The sequence below is a fragment of the Nocardioides sp. NPDC059952 genome, from assembly GCF_042730435.1.
Lineage (GTDB): Bacteria > Actinomycetota > Actinomycetes > Propionibacteriales > Nocardioidaceae > Nocardioides.
Map to the genome: position 1 here is coordinate 22666 of NZ_JBHWLY010000018.1, position 16230 is coordinate 38895.

Annotated in this window: 15 protein-coding genes; 8 read left to right on the top strand and 7 right to left on the bottom strand. The window is 69.8% G+C overall.

Annotation, left to right across the window (positions count from 1 at the left end; all coding sequences use genetic code 11):
* Positions 1-463 precede the first annotated feature (463 nt).
* A complete protein-coding gene (locus ACFV9G_RS10770; RefSeq protein WP_378727447.1) occupies positions 464-2113 on the top strand; it encodes a phospho-sugar mutase in 1650 nt (549 codons plus the stop codon).
* A 40-nt stretch (positions 2114-2153) separates the two neighbouring features.
* On the opposite strand, the gene ACFV9G_RS10775 is transcribed toward ACFV9G_RS10770, so the two are convergent.
* Positions 2154-2723 carry a hypothetical protein gene (locus ACFV9G_RS10775; RefSeq protein WP_378727449.1) on the bottom strand — a complete coding sequence of 190 codons (570 nt, stop codon included), beginning with the start codon at positions 2721-2723 and terminating at the stop codon, positions 2154-2156.
* Positions 2724-2768: 45 nt separating this feature from the next.
* Here ACFV9G_RS10775 and deoC point away from each other — a divergent pair, with 45 nt between their 5' ends.
* Together deoC and ACFV9G_RS10785 are read left to right on the top strand one after the other, a co-directional pair.
* A complete protein-coding gene (gene deoC / locus ACFV9G_RS10780) occupies positions 2769-3437 on the top strand; it encodes a deoxyribose-phosphate aldolase (protein ID WP_378727450.1) in 669 nt (222 codons plus the stop codon).
* Between the two features lie 47 nt (positions 3438-3484).
* Positions 3485-4096 carry a uridine kinase gene (locus tag ACFV9G_RS10785; protein WP_378727451.1) on the top strand — a complete coding sequence of 204 codons (612 nt, stop codon included), beginning with the start codon at positions 3485-3487 and terminating at the stop codon, positions 4094-4096.
* On the opposite strand, the gene ACFV9G_RS10790 is transcribed toward ACFV9G_RS10785, so the two are convergent.
* Positions 4071-5150 carry an adenosine deaminase gene (locus tag ACFV9G_RS10790; protein WP_378727452.1) on the bottom strand — a complete coding sequence of 360 codons (1080 nt, stop codon included), beginning with the start codon at positions 5148-5150 and terminating at the stop codon, positions 4071-4073. The two genes, ACFV9G_RS10785 and ACFV9G_RS10790, sit on opposite strands and share 26 nt — an antisense overlap.
* A 35-nt stretch (positions 5151-5185) precedes the next feature.
* Between ACFV9G_RS10790 and ACFV9G_RS10795 the strand changes: the two genes are divergently transcribed.
* On the top strand, positions 5186-5641 hold the full coding sequence (locus ACFV9G_RS10795) for a MaoC family dehydratase (protein ID WP_091052783.1): 456 nt from the start codon (positions 5186-5188) through the stop codon (positions 5639-5641).
* Between the two features lie 7 nt (positions 5642-5648).
* Here the strand turns inward: ACFV9G_RS10795 and ACFV9G_RS10800 are convergent, their stop codons facing one another.
* The 3 genes from ACFV9G_RS10800 to ACFV9G_RS10810 form a co-directional block, all read right to left on the bottom strand.
* On the bottom strand, positions 5649-6692 hold the full coding sequence (locus ACFV9G_RS10800) for a S66 peptidase family protein (RefSeq protein ID WP_378727453.1): 1044 nt from the start codon (positions 6690-6692) through the stop codon (positions 5649-5651).
* A gap of 163 nt (positions 6693-6855) precedes the next feature.
* Positions 6856-8139 carry a thymidine phosphorylase gene (locus ACFV9G_RS10805; protein ID WP_378727454.1) on the bottom strand — a complete coding sequence of 428 codons (1284 nt, stop codon included), beginning with the start codon at positions 8137-8139 and terminating at the stop codon, positions 6856-6858.
* Between the two features lie 17 nt (positions 8140-8156).
* A complete protein-coding gene (locus ACFV9G_RS10810; protein WP_378727456.1) occupies positions 8157-8570 on the bottom strand; it encodes a cytidine deaminase in 414 nt (137 codons plus the stop codon).
* Between the two features lie 179 nt (positions 8571-8749).
* Between ACFV9G_RS10810 and ACFV9G_RS10815 the strand changes: the two genes are divergently transcribed.
* The 4 genes from ACFV9G_RS10815 (at position 8750) to ACFV9G_RS10830 (ending at position 14023) form a co-directional block, all read left to right on the top strand.
* Complete coding sequence (locus ACFV9G_RS10815; protein ID WP_378727457.1) at positions 8750-9838, top strand: BMP family protein; 1089 nt, start codon at positions 8750-8752, stop codon at positions 9836-9838.
* A gap of 95 nt (positions 9839-9933) precedes the next feature.
* Entirely contained in the window at positions 9934-11448 is a 1515-nt protein-coding gene (locus ACFV9G_RS10820) for an ABC transporter ATP-binding protein (protein ID WP_378727458.1), read from the top strand.
* Positions 11445-12734 carry an ABC transporter permease gene (locus tag ACFV9G_RS10825; RefSeq protein ID WP_378727461.1) on the top strand — a complete coding sequence of 430 codons (1290 nt, stop codon included), beginning with the start codon at positions 11445-11447 and terminating at the stop codon, positions 12732-12734. Before ACFV9G_RS10820 ends, ACFV9G_RS10825 begins: the two co-directional genes overlap by 4 nt.
* A 5-nt stretch (positions 12735-12739) precedes the next feature.
* A complete protein-coding gene (locus tag ACFV9G_RS10830; RefSeq protein ID WP_378727463.1) occupies positions 12740-14023 on the top strand; it encodes an ABC transporter permease in 1284 nt (427 codons plus the stop codon).
* Between the two features lie 5 nt (positions 14024-14028).
* Here ACFV9G_RS10830 and ACFV9G_RS10835 read toward each other — a convergent pair whose 3' ends face one another.
* Complete coding sequence (locus ACFV9G_RS10835) at positions 14029-15213, bottom strand: amidohydrolase (protein WP_378727465.1); 1185 nt, start codon at positions 15211-15213, stop codon at positions 14029-14031.
* A 12-nt stretch (positions 15214-15225) separates the two neighbouring features.
* Entirely contained in the window at positions 15226-16224 is a 999-nt protein-coding gene (meaB, locus tag ACFV9G_RS10840) for a methylmalonyl Co-A mutase-associated GTPase MeaB (RefSeq protein ID WP_378727521.1), read from the bottom strand.
* Between the last annotated feature and the right edge of the window lie 6 nt (positions 16225-16230).

Consider the following 16230-nt stretch of genomic DNA (forward strand, 5'->3'; position numbering starts at 1 on the left):
CGGGGCGGCGGCCCGGGTGTGGTCGCCGGGTGCTGGCTCCTCCGGAGGTAGCTGTGTCCGAGGCGAACGAAAGTTCGTTCACCCCACGCCGTACCAGGACCGCCCCCTCCGGGGAGGGGTGCCCGGGCCCGAACGAAAGTTCGTTCACCCCACAGGCTGGCCAGCCACCCGTCCCAAGCCCGTGCCCGACCGAATCGCCGCACCAAACCCCTGCCGCCGGCCCGATAACCAGCCAAATCTTTCTCGGCGACGGCCGGTGTCAAGGACCGCGAAGCGGCCGGCGAAGCCGGCGGCCGAAGGCCGTCCTTTACTCCGGACGCCGCCGAGAAGACCCTCCAAGAAAGGGTCGGCGGCAAACACCAGCCACCAAAACACAGTCCGAACAAGGCCAAAATCACCGCGGCCCAACCGACCCGGTGCCTGATCTTCGATCTTCAGGCACCCGATGACCTAGGGTCAGATCATGGTCCCCACAGATCGCTCTGCGCTCGTCGTCCGGGCCCGGGAATGGCTTGCCGATGACCCGGATGCACAGACCCGAGCAGAGCTCGAGAGCCTCCTGACCTCCACCGCCCCGGGGGCGACGGCCGAGCTGGCCGACAGGTTCTCGGGCATGCTGCAGTTCGGCACCGCCGGGCTGCGGGGCGCGCTCGGGGCCGGGCCCAACCGGATGAACCGGGTGGTCGTGATCAAGGCCGCCGCGGGGCTGGCGCGTTACCTGCTCGCGACCGGCGCGCAGGGACCGGTGGTGATCGGCTACGACGCCCGGCACAACTCCGACGTCTTCGCACAGGACACTGCCCAGGTGATGACCGGAGCGGGCCTCCACGCGTTGGTGATGCCGCGCTCGCTGCCGACCCCGGTGCTGGCGTACGCCGTCAAGGCGCTGGATGCAAGCGCCGGTGTGATGGTGACGGCCAGCCACAACCCGCCGCAGGACAACGGCTACAAGGTCTACCTCGGTGACGGGTCGCAGATCGTGCCGCCGGCCGACGTCGAGATCGCGAAGCGGATCGCAGCGGTCGACAAGGTGAGCTCGGTCCCGCAGGGTCCGGCTGGCCAGACGATCAGCGAGGACCTCGTCGACAGCTACCTCGACACGGTCGTCGGGCTCCTCGCCGAAGGCGGCCCGCGCGACCTCGAGACCGTCTACACGCCGCTGCACGGTGTCGGCGGCGACCTGGTGCACCTGGCGATGAAGTTCGCCGGCTTCCACGAGCCATTCGTGGTCAAGGAGCAGGAGCGGCCCGACCCCGACTTCCCGACCGTCGCTTTCCCCAACCCCGAGGAACCCGGCGCGATGGACCGGGCGATGGCGCTGGCGAGCAAGAAGGGTGCCGACCTGGTCATCGCCAACGACCCCGACGCCGACCGCTGCGCCGCCGCCATCCCGGTCGGCAAGAAGTGGCGGATGCTGTCCGGTGACGAGGTCGGCGCGCTGCTGGCGACCCACCTGATCCGTAAGGGCGTGAAGGGGACGTACGCCGCCTCGATCGTCTCCTCGTCGTTGCTCGGCAAGATCGCCGCGGCCGCCGGGCAGGCGTACGCCGAGACGCTCACCGGCTTCAAGTGGATCTCCCGCGCACCCGGGCTCGCGTTCGGCTACGAGGAGGCGCTGGGCTACTGCGTCGACCCCGAGCACGTACGCGACAAGGACGGTATCTCGGCGCTGCTGCTCCTGTGCGAGCTGGCCGCGTCGCTGAAGGCGGAGGGTCGTGACCTGGCCGACCTGCTCGACGAGCTCGCGGTCGAGCACGGCCTGCACGCCACCACCCAGCTCTCCGTCCGGCTCGAGGACCCGGCTCAGATCGCGGGCGCGATGCAGCGCCTCCGTGACCGGCCGGTGACCGCCCTGGCCGGGGCCGCCGTGCAGCAGCTCGACGACCTCACGACCGGTACAGGCGGCCTGCCGCCGACCGACGGGATCCGCTATCAGCTGGCCGGCGGGTCACGGGTGATCGTGCGGCCGAGCGGCACCGAGCCCAAGATCAAGTGCTACCTCGAGGTCGTCGAGCCGGTCGGCTCGCCGGAGGCCCTGGCACAGGCCCGTACGGACGCCGAGATCGCCCTCGGCGCGCTCAAGGTCGACATCCGCGCCGCCCTCGGCGTCTAGCGTCCCGGCCGGCTCGACCAGCGTTGTCAGACCGGCGTCGTCAGACCAGGAGCAGGACCACGAAGGCGACGGCCACGACGCCGGTGACCGCGATCAGCGGCCAGTCCCAGCTGCGGCGTACGTCCTCGGCCAGGGCGAACTGCTCGTCGGAGTCGCGCTTGATCCGGCGCCGGTCGCGGGCATCCGAGGCCAGCGCGTTGAGCCGGTCCTCGATGAAGTCGGCGTGGTTGCTCAGCGGCTTGTGGTCGCGCTTGGTGCCCTTGATCGCTTCCCGCATCGGACGCCCGACGGCGCCGCTGACGTAGGTGCGGCCGCCCGCGTAGGCGCCGAGGGTGCGGCCGACCGAGACGCTCTCCAGGGCGGCCATCGGGAAGCGCACCGTCGAGAACAGGTGGTGGAGCACGAAGTCGCCCTCGCTGACCCCGACCTTGGTGCGGATGAACGCGGCGTACGCGACCAGCGCGAAGAGCACCCCGCCGGCCGTCGTCTCGGGGTGCCAGCCGGTGACGGCATCGATCACGATGACCGCGACCGCGCCCCCTGCCGCAAGGATTCCCCACGTGGTGCTGCTGGAGTTGCGGAACCACTCCTCGGGCTGATCTTCGTTCACGGCGCAAACCTTAGCCTTCGCGAGGTAGATGCATATGCTGAGCCTGTGCCTACCCCCGCAGAGATCGCGAAGCTGATCGATCACACCCTCCTCAAGCCCGAGGCGACCCGCGCCGACGTCGACGCGCTGATCGCTGAGGCCGCCGAGCTCGGCACCTACTCGGTGTGCGTCTCGCCGTCGATGCTCCCGGTCACGGTCCCGGACGGCCTGAAGGTCGCCGTGGTCTGCGGCTTCCCGAGCGGCAAGCACCTCTCCACCGTCAAGGCCGCCGAGGCCGCGGCCGCGGTCGAGGCCGGTGCCGACGAGATCGACATGGTGATCGACATCGGTGCCGCGAAGGAGAAGCGCTACGCCGACGTGGAGGCCGACATCGCCGCCGTGCGTGCCGCGGCTCCGGCGCCGACGGTGCTGAAGGTGATCATCGAGTCCGCCGCGCTGGCCGACGACGAGATCGTGGGCGTCTGCCAGGCCGCCGTCAACGCCGGCGCGGACTTCGTGAAGACCTCGACCGGCTTCCATCCGGCCGGTGGCGCGACGGTCGAGGCGGTCGCGCTCATGCGCAAGACCGTGGGCCCCGACCTGGGCGTCAAGGCGTCCGGCGGTGTCCGCACCAGGGAGCAGGCCGAGGCCATGATCGCCGCCGGCGCAACCCGGCTGGGCGTGTCCGGATCGCGGGCTCTGCTCTCCGGCGCGGCGCCGGCAGCGGGCTACTGACGTCGCCGACTGAAAGAAAAGTTTCTTTCACGGGATAATCATCTTCCGTGCATGCTCAGGTCATCGTCCTCGCCGGTCCCTCGGGTGCCGGCAAGTCCCGCCTGGCCGAGCGGCTGGGCCTCCCGGTCCTGAGGTTGGACGACTTCTACAAGGACGGCTCCGACCCCTCGCTCCCCCGGATCACCGAGGGCCCCAACGCGGGCCTGGTCGACTGGGACCACCCCGACTCCTGGCATCCCGATGACGCGATGAAGGCGATCACGGCGCTCTGCGAGACGGGCACCGCCGACGTACCCGTCTACGACATCGCCCACGACGGCCGCACCGGCTGGCAGTCGCTGACCCTCGGCGACGCGCCGTTCTTCGTCGCCGAGGGGATCTTCGCCCAAGACATCGTGGCCGAGTGCCGCGAGGCGGGCCTGCTGGCCGCCGCCTACTGCGTCACCCACTCACCGACGGTGACCTTCTGGCGCCGGCTCACCCGCGATCTCCGCGAGCGCCGCAAACCACCGTTCGTGCTGGTCAAGCGGGGCCTGGCGCTGATGCGCGCACAGCCGCAGGTCGTCGCGGACGCGGTCGCCAAAGGCTGCACCGCGGTCTACCCGAAGCACGGCTACGTCGCCATCGGACGCCTCACAGGGCCGCGTACGCGTCCTTGATCTCGTGGATCAGGTCGACCCGCTCGTCGTAGGGCAGGAACGCGGACTTCATCGCGTTGGTCGTCAGCCGCTGGAGCTCGGGCAGCCCCCAGCCGAAGGCCTCCACGATGCCGGCCATCTCCGCCGACATCGAGGTCCGTGACATCAGTCGGTTGTCGGTGTTGATGGTGACTCGGAACCCGAGGTCGTAGAGCAAGCCGATCGGGTGCTCGGCGATCGACTTCGCCGCCCCGGTCTGCACGTTGGAACGAGGACAGAGCTCGAGCGGGATCCGCCGGTCCCGGACGTACGCAGCGAGCCGGCCGAGCCGCGGCGCCTCGCCCTCCTCGAGCGTGATGTCGTCGACGATGCGTACGCCGTGCCCGAGCCGGTCGCAGCCGCAGGGGTGCACCGCCTCCCAGATCGAGGGCAGCCCGAAACCTTCGCCGGCGTGGATGGTGAAGCGCATGTTGTCGGCGGCGAGCTGCTCGAACGCCGCCAGGAAACGGCTCGGCGGGAAGCCCTTCTCAGGTCCCGCGATGTCGAAACCGGCGACGCCGCGGTCGCGCCAGGCGACCGCGAGATCGGCGATCTCGGTGGCATGGGCGGCCTGCCGCATGGCGGTGAGCAGCTGGCGTACGACGATCTTCCGACCGCTCGCCGCGACCCTCGCCATGCCCTCGTCGAACCCGGTCTGGACTGCCGCGACGACTTCCTCCAGCTCGCCACCGTTGGCCAGGTGCAGCTCCGGTGCCCAGCGGACCTCGGCGTAGACGACGCCGTCCTCGGCGAGGTCCTCGACGCACTCCCGAGCCACCCTCGTCAGCGCGGGCAGCGTCTGCATGACCGCCAGCGTGTGCGCGAAGGTGTCGAGGTAGCGCTCCAGCGACCCCGAGTCCGCGCTGGTCACGAACCATTCCTCCAGCGCGACCGGATCGTCCTGGGTCCCCTCCGGCAGCTGGTGACCCACCTCAGCGGCGAGCTCGACGAGTGTCGAGGGACGTACGCCACCGTCGAGGTGGTCGTGGAGCAGCACCTTCGGGGCGGCCTTGATCTGCATGTCGGACGGTTCCATGGGCCCATTATTCCGTATGCCGCTAGATTCCGGGGGTGCGTACATTCACCACTCTCCAAGAAGTCTCCGACGCCGCAGGCACCGAGATCGGCACCGGCGAATGGCTCCAGGTCGACCAGGACCGCGTCAACGCCTTCGCTGACGCCACCGGCGACCACCAGTGGATCCACGTCGACGAGGAGCGGGCCAAGGAGGGTCCCTTCGGGGGCACCATCGCCCACGGCTACCTGACGCTGTCGCTGATCCCCTACCTCGGTGTCAGTGTCTACTCGCTCGAGACTCCCGGCGCGAAGCTCAACTACGGCCTCAACAAGGTCCGGTTCCCCACCCCGGTCCTGGTCGGCTCCCGCATCCGTCCGGTCATCACCTTCGGCGAGGTCACCGAGCTCCCCACCGGCCTCCAGCTCGTCGTGAAGACCACGATCGAGATCGAGGGCTCCGCCAAGCCGGCATGTGTCGCCGAGTCGGTCGTGCTCCTGCTGGAGGCCTGAGCCCCGCTCAGGAGTAGTCGGCCCACAGACGCTGGGTCGTGCCGTCGACGGTCATCTCGCCGCCGTAGGGCACGATCCACTGCGGTCGGGTGTGCCCGAACGGTGGGCCGACGACGACCACGGCGTCGGGGTTGTAGCGGGCGACGGTCTCGATCGCCGCGTCGCGCTGCTCGGCGCGCTTGGTGGCGCGCTCCTCGGCGCTGGGCTGTCGTTCGAAGTCCGAGGTCGGCGGGCGGGCGACGACCACCGCGTCGATCGCCTCGAGCAGCCCGCGCTCGCCCAGCGAGCGCGCGATCCAGCCGAACTCCTGCGCCGGGATGAGCTCCTCGGAGGTCTCCAGCAGGAGTACGCCGCCCGCCACCACCCCCGGGTCGGCCGGGAAGCGTCCGGCAGTGAGCGCCCACTGGAGGATCTCGATGCAGCCGCCCCAGGTGCGGCCGGTCACCTCGCGGGCCGGCCCGGCCCAGGTCCACGGCTCGGTCGCCTCACGCTCGCCGTACTCGGACAGCGCACGCGGGTCGCTCCAGTCGTGGCCGATGTCCTCGGACTCCCCGGGCTCGGTGATCTCGAGCCGCTCGCCGGTCAGCAGCGCCGCCTTCAGCGAGGCCTCGTGGATCGGGTCGAGCCCCGGGCCCGGCCCGAGGTGGACCTGGGTCGAGCCGCCGTGGAATGCCGCGACGCCGTTGGTCCACAGCCAGTTGAGCAGGTTGGTGTTGTCGCTGTAGCCGAGGAACGGCTTCGGGTCCTTACGGACCAGATCCGCATCGAGGTGCGGGATCACGGTGATCTGGTCCTCGCCCCCGATGGTCGCCAGCACCGCCCGGATCTCCGGGTCGGCGAACGCGGCGTTCACGTCCGCCGCCCGCTCCTGCGCCGACGCCCCGACCTTCCGGGTCGTCGGATACTCCACCGGCACCAGCCCGGTCGTCTCGGCCAACCGCGTCAGGGCCTGCTCGTGGATCGCGGGGCCCACCCCCGGCGCGGCGAACGAGGGTGACAGGACGGCGACCTTGTCGCCCGCGACGGCCTTGGGTGGCTTGACGATCTTCATGGGTGAAGTCTGGCCTCTGGCTGTCCCACGGGGCGACTGGTTATCGCCCGCCCTCCGCTGGTCGAGCCGGATTCGTGAGGGACGAACGAATCCGTGTCGAGACCAACACGGTGCCCTCCGCGCTCGATGGGACTGTGTTGGTCTCGACACGCTCGACCGGCGGCTAGCCGATCCGGTCGAGGATCAGCGGCGTCGCCTCGTACGCAGCGCCGTCCCCGATCTCGTAGCCACCCTCCAGCGCGGCGAGCGCGCGGTCGAAGCGCTCAGGGGTGTCGGTGTGCAGCGTGAACAGCGGTGCCCCGGCAGCCACCGAGTCGCCCGGGCGAGCGTGCCAGGTGACGCCGGCCCCGGCCTGGACGGCGTCCTCCTTGCGCTCCCGCCCGGCGCCGAGGCGCCAGGCCGCGAGGCCTACGGCCATCGCGTCGAGCCGGGTGAGCACGCCGGACGAGGACGCGGTGACCACATGGGTCTCGCGCGCGACCGGCAGCGACGCCGAGGGGTCACCGCCCTGCGCGGAGATCATCGCCCGCCAGGCGTCCATGGCCCTGCCGGAGGCGAGTACGTCGGCGGGGTCGGGGCCGGACACGCCGGCGGCGGCCAGCATCTCCCGCGCCAGCGCGACGGTGAGCTCGACGACGTCGGCGGGCCCGCCGCCGGCCAGGACCTCGACGGACTCGGTGACCTCGATCGCGTTGCCGGCGGTCAGGCCGAGCGGGGTGGCCATGTCGGTCACGAGCGCGACCGTGTTGACGCCCGCGTCGGTGCCGAGGTCGACCATCGTGCGCGCCAGCTCCTGCGCTGCGCTGCGCGTCTTCATGAACGCCCCGGCGCCGACCTTGACGTCGAGCACCAGTGCCCCGGTGCCCTCGGCGATCTTCTTGGACATGATCGAGGAGGCGATCAGCGGGATCGACTCGACGGTGCCGGTGACGTCGCGCAGCGCGTAGAGCTTGCGGTCGGCCGGGGCCAGCCCCTCACCGGCCGCGCAGATCACCGCGCCGACGGAACCGAGCTGGACCAGCATCTCCTCGTTGGACAGCGACGCGCGCCACCCGGGGATCGACTCGAGCTTGTCGAGCGTGCCACCGGTGTGCCCGAGCCCGCGGCCGGACAGCTGCGGCACCGCCACCCCGCACGCCGCGACCAGGGGCGCCAGCGGCAGCGTGATCTTGTCGCCCACGCCGCCGGTGGAGTGCTTGTCGGCGGTAGGCCGGTCCAGGGAGGAGAACGACATCCGCTCTCCCGAGGCGATCATCGCCGCGGTCCACCGCGCGATCTCCCGCCGGGACATCCCGTTGAGCAGGATCGCCATGTTGAGCGCCGACATCTGCTCCTCGGCGACCTCCCCGGCCGTGTAGGCCGCGATCATCCAGTCGATCTGCGAGTCGCTCAGCTCGCCACCGTCGCGCTTGGCGAGGATCACCTCGACCGCATCATGCTGTGACATGGGTACCACCCTAGGCATCAGGCCAGAGCCTCCGGCCCGAAGGCGTCCGGAAGGACCTCGGACATCGGCCGCACGCCCGAGACGGTCATCAGCAGCAGCTCCGGGCCGCCGTTCTCCCAGAGCAGCTGACGGCAACGGCCGCAAGGCATGATGACCTCGCCGGAGCCGTTGACGCAGACGACGTGGGTGAGGCGGCCGCCGCCGGTCATGTGCAGCGAGGAGACCAAGCCGCACTCGGCGCACAGCGTCACACCGTAGGCCGCGTTCTCCACGTTGCAGCCCTGGAGCAGGCGCCCGTCGTCCGCGTATCCGGCGACTCCGACGCGGAACTCCGAGTAGGGCGCGTACGCATGTTTTGCGGCCTCGACCGCGTGCGCACGCAGGCCTTCCCAGTCAAAGCCCTCTGCGGCGTACGTCTGCTTCTCGGTCATGGTTCGACCTTAAAGCCTGTCCGGACAACCAAGCACAAGCTAGGAGGCTTAGGCTTCGTCGAGATCAAAAGTTGGTAACCGTTCGCGTAATCCCTGGCAATGCTCGGTCTTTGGGGAGAACGTTCGGACATGAATGTCCTTTGCGCCGCGTTCCGCGGAGCAACGACCTGGAGGCACCAGTGAAGAACAACATCAAGAAGGCCGCCGCCGGCGGCTTCGCCGCGGTCCTGACCGCTGCCGCGCTCGCCGCGTGCGGAGAGGCGCCGGCCGAGCGCGCCGGGGAGGGCAACAGCGACTACCTTCCCTGCATCGTCTCCGACGAGGGCGGGTTCGACGACAAGTCGTTCAACCAGCTCAGCTACGAGGGTGTGAAGGAAGCCGCCGACGAGCTCGGCTCGAAGTTCAAGGACGTCGAGTCCAACAGCCCCAACGACTACACCTCCAACCTGGAGAGCCTGGTCGGACAGGGCTGCGACACCATCGTCACCGTCGGCTTCGCGCTCTCGGCCGCGACGATCGAGTCCGCGAAGGCCAACCCCGAGACCGAGTACGTCCTGATCGACGACGCGGCCGACGCCGACTTCGACGGCAAGACGGACGCGGAGAACATCAAGCCGATCCTCTACGACACCGCGCAGGCCGCGTTCCTGGCCGGCTACGTCGCTGCCGACTACACCAAGACCGGCGTCGTCGGCACCTACGGCGGCCAGCCCTTCCCGACCGTGACGATCTTCATGGACGGGTTCAAGCAGGGCGTCGAGTACTACGCGAAGACGAAGAACAAGGACGTCAAGGTCGTCGGCTACGAGGGCGGCGAGAAGGGCTCCTTCACCGGCGAGTTCGTCGCCAACGAGAAGGCCACCAACACCGCCCGCCAGATCATCGACCAGAACGCCGACGTGATCCTGCCGGTCGGCGGCCCGATCTACCAGGGTGCGCTCACCGCGATCGACGACTCCGGCAAGGACGTCGCCCTGATCGGTGTCGACGCCGACTTCTACGAGACCGACCCGAACACCCAGGACGTCGTGCTCACCTCCATCCTGAAGAACATGAAGACCTCCACCACGGACGTCATCCTCGCCGCGGGTGAGGACAAGTTCGACGCGACGCCGTACGTCGGCACGCTCGAGAACGACGGGGTCGGCCTGGCGCCGTTCCACAACTTCGAGTCGAAGGTCTCCGAGACCCTCCCCGACGAGATCGAGGAAGTCACCGCCGGCATCAAGGACGGCTCGATCAAGGTCAACTCCTACCTGGCCGAATGATCTAGCTCTCACGAGCAGTGCGAGGGGGCCGGGGACCCGGCCCCCTCGCGACGTACCTCTGGAATCTCTCCACCCTGCAAGGAATGATCCGTGCCATGAGACTCGCGCTTCGCGACATCACCAAGCGCTTCGGCTCCCTGGTCGCCAACGACCACATCTCCCTGACCGTCGAGCCGGGTGAGATCCACTGCCTCCTCGGTGAGAACGGCGCGGGCAAGTCCACGCTGATGAACGTGCTCTACGGCCTCTACCAGGCCGACGAGGGCGAGATCGTCATCGACGACGAGCCGCAGCGCTTCAAGGGTCCCGGCGACGCGATGGCCGCCGGCATCGGCATGGTGCACCAGCACTTCATGCTCATCCCGGTCTTCACCGTCGCCGAGAACGTCATGCTCGGCCACGAGGCCACCGGGTTCGCCGGCAGCCTCGACCTCGATGCCGCCCGCAAGCGGGTCCGGGAGATCTCCGACCGCTTCGGCTTCCACGTGGACCCCGACGCGCTCGTCGAGGATCTCCCCGTCGGCGTGCAGCAGCGGGTCGAGATCATCAAGGCGCTCTCGCGCGATGCCGAGGTGCTCGTCTTCGACGAGCCGACCGCTGTGCTGACACCCCAGGAGACCGACGAGCTGATGGCGATCATGCGCCAGCTCAAGGAGTCGGGCACGGGAATCGTGTTCATCACCCACAAGCTGCGCGAGGTGCGCGAGGTGGCCGACCGGATCACGGTCATCCGCCGCGGCACGGTCGTCGGCGAGGCCTCCCCGGAGGCGTCCAACGCCGAGCTCGCGGCCCTGATGGTCGGGCGCCCGGTCGAGCTCAAGGTGCACAAGGACCCGGCGCAGCCGGGCGAGCGCGCACTCGTCGTCTCCGACCTCACGGTGACCGACGAGGACGGGCGTATCCACGTCGACTCGATCAGCTTCCACATCGACGCCGGTGAGATCCTGGCCGTCGCCGGGGTGCAGGGCAACGGCCAGACCGAGCTCACCGAGGCGATGGTGGGCCTGGCCCCGCACGTCGAGGGATCGATCAGTCTCGACGGCCGCGAGATCGTGGGCCGCTCGGTCCGCAAGGCGCTCGAGGCGGGGATCGGGTTCATCCCCGAGGACCGCCAGGTCGACGGCCTGGTCAGCAACTTCACCATCTCCGAGAACCTCATGCTCAACCGCAGCTATGACGAGCCCTTCGTCTCGCGCGGTTCGCTGAACCTGAAGAGGCTCGACACCTTCGCCAAGGAGAAGCTGGCCGAGTACGACGTACGCGCCCCCGGGGTCTCGACCCTGGCCGGGCAGCTGTCGGGCGGCAACCAGCAGAAGGTCGTCGTCGCCCGAGAACTCTCACGTGACCTGCGGCTTCTCGTCGCGGCACAACCGACGCGCGGCGTCGATGTCGGGTCGATCGAGTTCATCCACCAGCAGATCGTGGCCGCGCGCGACACCGGTGTCCCGGTGCTCGTGGTCTCCACCGAACTCGACGAGATCGCCGCCCTCGCCGACCGGATCATGGTCCTCTACCGCGGACGGGTCGTGGGCATCGTGCCCGCCGACACCTCCCGCGACACCCTCGGCCTGATGATGGCCGGCGAGTCTCCTGAAGGGAACGAGTCGTGAGTGAGAAGGGGCCGGAGAACGAGCCGGCCGAGACGACCGAGCCGACTGAGCCGACTGAGCCGACTGAGCCGACTGAGTCGGCCGATGCGGTGAAGGCGTCCTCCGACGCCGACCGGGTGCCCGAGGCGAGCCGTTGGCACCTGGCGATGCGCGAGATCACCACGGGCAACGCGCTGGTCGCAGTGCTCTCGGTGGTGCTCGCGATGTTCTTCGGGTCGCTGATGATCCTCTTCACCGACGAGGACGTCCGCTACGGGCTCTCCTACTTCTTCGCCCGCCCCTCCGACACGTTCGTCTACGCGTGGGAGGCCATCTCGGGGGCGTACGTCTCGCTGTGGCGGGGTGCGGTCTACAACGACCTGGGCGGCACGTTCACCCAGCAGATCAAGCCGATCACCGAGACGATGAAGTTCGCCGCGCCGCTGACGCTGGCCGGGCTCGGCATCGGCCTGACCTTCCGCGCCGGGCTCTTCAACATCGGCGGCCGTGGTCAGATGCTGCTCGGCGGCGCCGCGGCCGCGTTCGTGGCGGTCAGGCTCGACCTGCCGATGATCGTGCACCTGCCGCTGGCGATCCTCGTCGGAGCGCTGGTCGCCGCCCTGTGGGGCGGGATCGCCGGCCTCCTCAAGGCGCTCACCGGTGCCCACGAGGTGATCGTGACGATCATGCTCAACTACATCGGCTACTACCTGGTCTTCTACGCGCTGACCCGCAAGTCGCTGCTCCAGGCGCCCGGGTCGGGCAACCCCAAGTCCTCGCCGATGCCGGAGTCGGCGATCCTGCCCGACCTCCTCGGGCCGCAGTTCAACCTGCATGCCGGGTTCCTGCTCGCGGTGCTGGCGACGTTCCTGGTCTGGTGGATCCTCAATCGCTCCTCGCTCGGCTACCGGTTCCGCGCGGTCGGCGAGAACCCCTCGGCCGCGAAGGCTGCCGGCATCAACGTCGGGGTCGCCTACCTCAGCGCGTTCCTGATCTCCGGCGCCCTGGTCGGGCTGGCCGGGGTCAACCAGGTGCTCGGCTCGGTGACCGACGGCGCGACCAGCGGCCTCGATGCCGGGATCGGCTTCGACGCGATCACCGTCGCGCTGCTGGGCCGCTCGCGCCCGTTCGGCATCCTGGCCGCCGGGCTCCTGTTCGGCGCGTTCAAGTCCGGCGGCTTCTTCATGCAGGCCTCCGAAGGCATCCCGGTCGACATCGTGCTGGTCATCCAGTCCCTGATCGTCCTGTTCCTCGCCGCGCCACCTCTGGTGAAGGCAATCTTCCGACTCCCCACGAAGGAGGCCTGAGGACCGTGTCTACCGTCGATCTTCCGGTCAACTCCGACGCTCCAGTCGTCGCCGAGCGCATCCCGGGCCTGTGGAAGACGCCCATCGTCATGGCGGTGTTCACCGTGCTGGTGGCGCTGCTGGTCATCCTGGCTCCTCGCACCGGCGACTCCACCTTCAGGTGGAGCCGTGACGGTGACTGGTTCGCCATCCCCGACATCACGCTGCCGGCCAACGCCGTCGTGTGGACGGCCGTGGTGCTGTGCCTGCTGTGCACGGCGTACGCGGCATGGAACGCTCACGTCGGCCGCAAGACTCCCCTGGTGCTGGTCGCCGCCTTCGCCGTCATCGCGGTGTCCGGGTTCCTCGCCTGGGCGGTCGCCGGCAAGACGCTTCCCGTGGTCGGCCTGCTCGCCGGCGCGCTGGCGCTCGCGGTGCCGCTCGTGTTCGGTGCGCTCGGCGGCGTACTCGGTGAGCGGTCGGGCGTCGTCAACATCGCCATCGACGGCCAACTGCTCTTCGGCGCCTTCGGCGCCGCGATCGTCGCCTCCCTCACCGGCAGTCCCTGGGCCGGCCTGGTGGCCGCGATGGTCGCGGGGATGCTGGTCGCGCTGCTCCTGGGCCTCTTCGCGATCACCTACTGGGTCGAACAGGTCATCGTCGGTGTCGTCCTCAACGTGCTCGTGATCGGCTTCACCAGCTTCATGTTCTCCCAGGTCCTCTCGGAGAACGCCGCGGCGCTCAACAACCCGCCCCACTTCCCGCGCCTGGAGATCCCGCTGCTGTCGGGCATTCCGGTGCTCGGCCCGATCTTCTTCCGCCAGACGGTGCTGGTCTACATCATGTACGCCGCCGTCTTCCTCATCGCCTGGGCCCTCTACCGGTCCAAGTGGGGCCTGCGCGTGCGCGCGGTCGGCGAGCACCCGAAGGCGGCAGACACCGTCGGCATCAACGTGATCGCCACCCGCTACCGCACCGTGATCATGGCCGGCGCGATCGCGGGCATCGGCGGGGCCACCTACACGCTCGTCTCGGTGCCGTCCTTCGGTCGTGAGATGACCGGCGGCGCGGGCTATATCGCGCTGGCCGCGGTGATCTTCGGCAAGTGGGACCCGATCAAGGCGACCCTGGCGGCGCTGCTCTTCGGCTTCGCGTCCAACGTCGAGTCCGTGCTCTCGGTGATCGGCTCTCCGGTGCCGTCGCAGTTCATGCTGATGCTGCCGTACGTCGTGACGATCTTCGCCGTCGCCGGCCTCGTCGGGCACTCACGTGCCCCGGCCGCCGACGGGGTGCCGTACCGAAAGGGCTAGCCGGGCTAGCCCAGTGCGCGGTGGGCGGCGGCGGCCAGGACCTTGGCGCCGACGCCCACGGCGCGCTCATCGACGCGCAGATCGCCCTGATGGAGGTCGTAGGTGGGGCCACCGGGGGTGCGTACGCCGAGACGGAACATCGAGCCTGCAACCTGCTCCTGGTACCAGCCGAAGTCCTCGCCACCGAGGCTCTGCGCGGAGACGACGGCACCCCGCTCCCCTAGAACGGCGCGGACGCTCTCGACGAGGATCTGGTGGGACTCCTCGTCGTTGCTGACCGGCGGGACACCGCGGGTGTAGTCGACGGCGGCCGTCACGCCGTAGGGCGCGATGATCTCGGCGACGACCTCGCGGACGACGTGCTCGACCTCGCTCCAGGCGTCGCTGTCGAGGATCCGCACGGTGCCGCCGACGGACCCGTGGGCGGGGATCACGTTGTGGATCTGGCCGGCGGTCACCTTGCCCCAGACCACGCTCACGCCGGCCCGGGGGTCCATCCGCCGGCTCAGGATCACCGGCAACTCGGTGGTCACCTTGGCGAGCGCGAAGACGAGGTCGCCGGTCAGGTGCGGGCGGGAGGTGTGACCGCCGGTGCCGCTGAGGTGCACGTCGATCAGGTCGGCCGCACTGGTCAGCGCGCCGGAGCGGATCCCGACGCGGCCGACGTCGACGGTCGGGTCGCAGTGCAGCGCGAAGATCCGCTCCACGTCGTCGAGCGCACCCAGGCTCATCAGGTGCAGCGCCCCGCCCGGCATGACCTCCTCGGCGGGCTGGAACAGCAGGCGTACGCCACCGGGCAGCGGTGACTCGCGATGCAGGTCGGCCAGGGCAAGGCCGGCGCCGAGCAGGGCCGTGGTGTGCACGTCGTGGCCGCAGGCGTGCGCGACCCCGGGGACGGTGCTCGTCCAGATGTCGGTGGTGACGTCCTCGACGGGCAGGGCGTCCATGTCGCCGCGCAGCGCGACGACCCTCGAGTCCTGCCCGTCCCCGCCCAGGTCGGCGATCAGACCGGTCGCCGACGGCCGGTCGACCTGCCAGCCCGCCTTCTCCAGTCGCTCGGCGATCAGCTCGGTGGTGCGATGCTCCTGCCAGGAGAGCTCCGGGTGCGCGTGGATGTCCCGGCGCAGGTCGGTCAGCTCGGCGTCGTAGGCATCGACTCGCTCGGCGAGGAAGGCAGCAGGCTCCAGCATGGTCCCGTCAGACTAATCCTTGTCGTAGGCGGCGAGGATCCTGTCCGCGGCGACGGTCGCCGGAAGCTCCCCGGAGAGCACCTCGTCACGCACCTCGTCGCGGATCGCCTTGACGCCTGCGGAGTGCTTGAGCCGCTGGTCGAGCTCATCGCGGACGAGCGCCCAGGTGAAGTCGAGCTGCTGCTCGGCGCGCTTGGTGCGCAGCCCGTCCTCGCCGAGGTGGGTGCGGTGGGCCATCACCTGCTCCCAGACCGAGTCGACCCCGTCGTCGTGGAGCGCCGAAGCGGTGACCACCGGCGGCGCCCACTCCTCGCGCGAGCGCACCAGCCGCAGGGCGCCGGCGAGCTCGCGGGCGGCCGCGCGGGCCTCCTGGGCCCGGTGGGGGTCGTCGGGGTCGGCCTTGTTGACCGCGATCACGTCGGAGATCTCCAGGATGCCCTTCTTGATCCCCTGCAGCTGGTCACCGGTGCGCGCGATGGTGAGGAACAGGAACGTGTCCACCATCCCGGCCACGGTCACCTCGGACTGCCCGACACCGACCGTCTCCACCAGCACCACGTCGTAGCCGGCCGCCTCCAGCACCGCCATCGCCTGCACGGTCGCCCTGGCGACCCCGCCGAGCGTCCCGGCGGACGGGGAGGGCCGGATGAAGGCGTTGGGGTCCACACTCAGCCGGGCCATGCGCGTCTTGTCGCCCAGGACGGAGCCGCCGGTGCGTACGGAGGACGGGTCGACCGCCAGCACCCCGACCTTGAGGCCGTTGGCGGTCAGCCGGCTGCCGAGCGCCTCGATGAAGGTCGACTTGCCGACCCCCGGCACCCCGGAGATGCCGACCCGCACGGTGTCGCCCGCCGGGAGCTTGGTGAGCAGCTCGCGCGCGATGTCGCGGTGCTGGGGCTTGGTCGACTCCACCAACGTGATCGCCCGTGACACCGCCGCCCGCTTGCCGTCGCTGATGCCGTCGAGAAGGTCTTGTACGTCGGGCCCTGGCATGGCCAGCACCTTAGCCAACTCGTC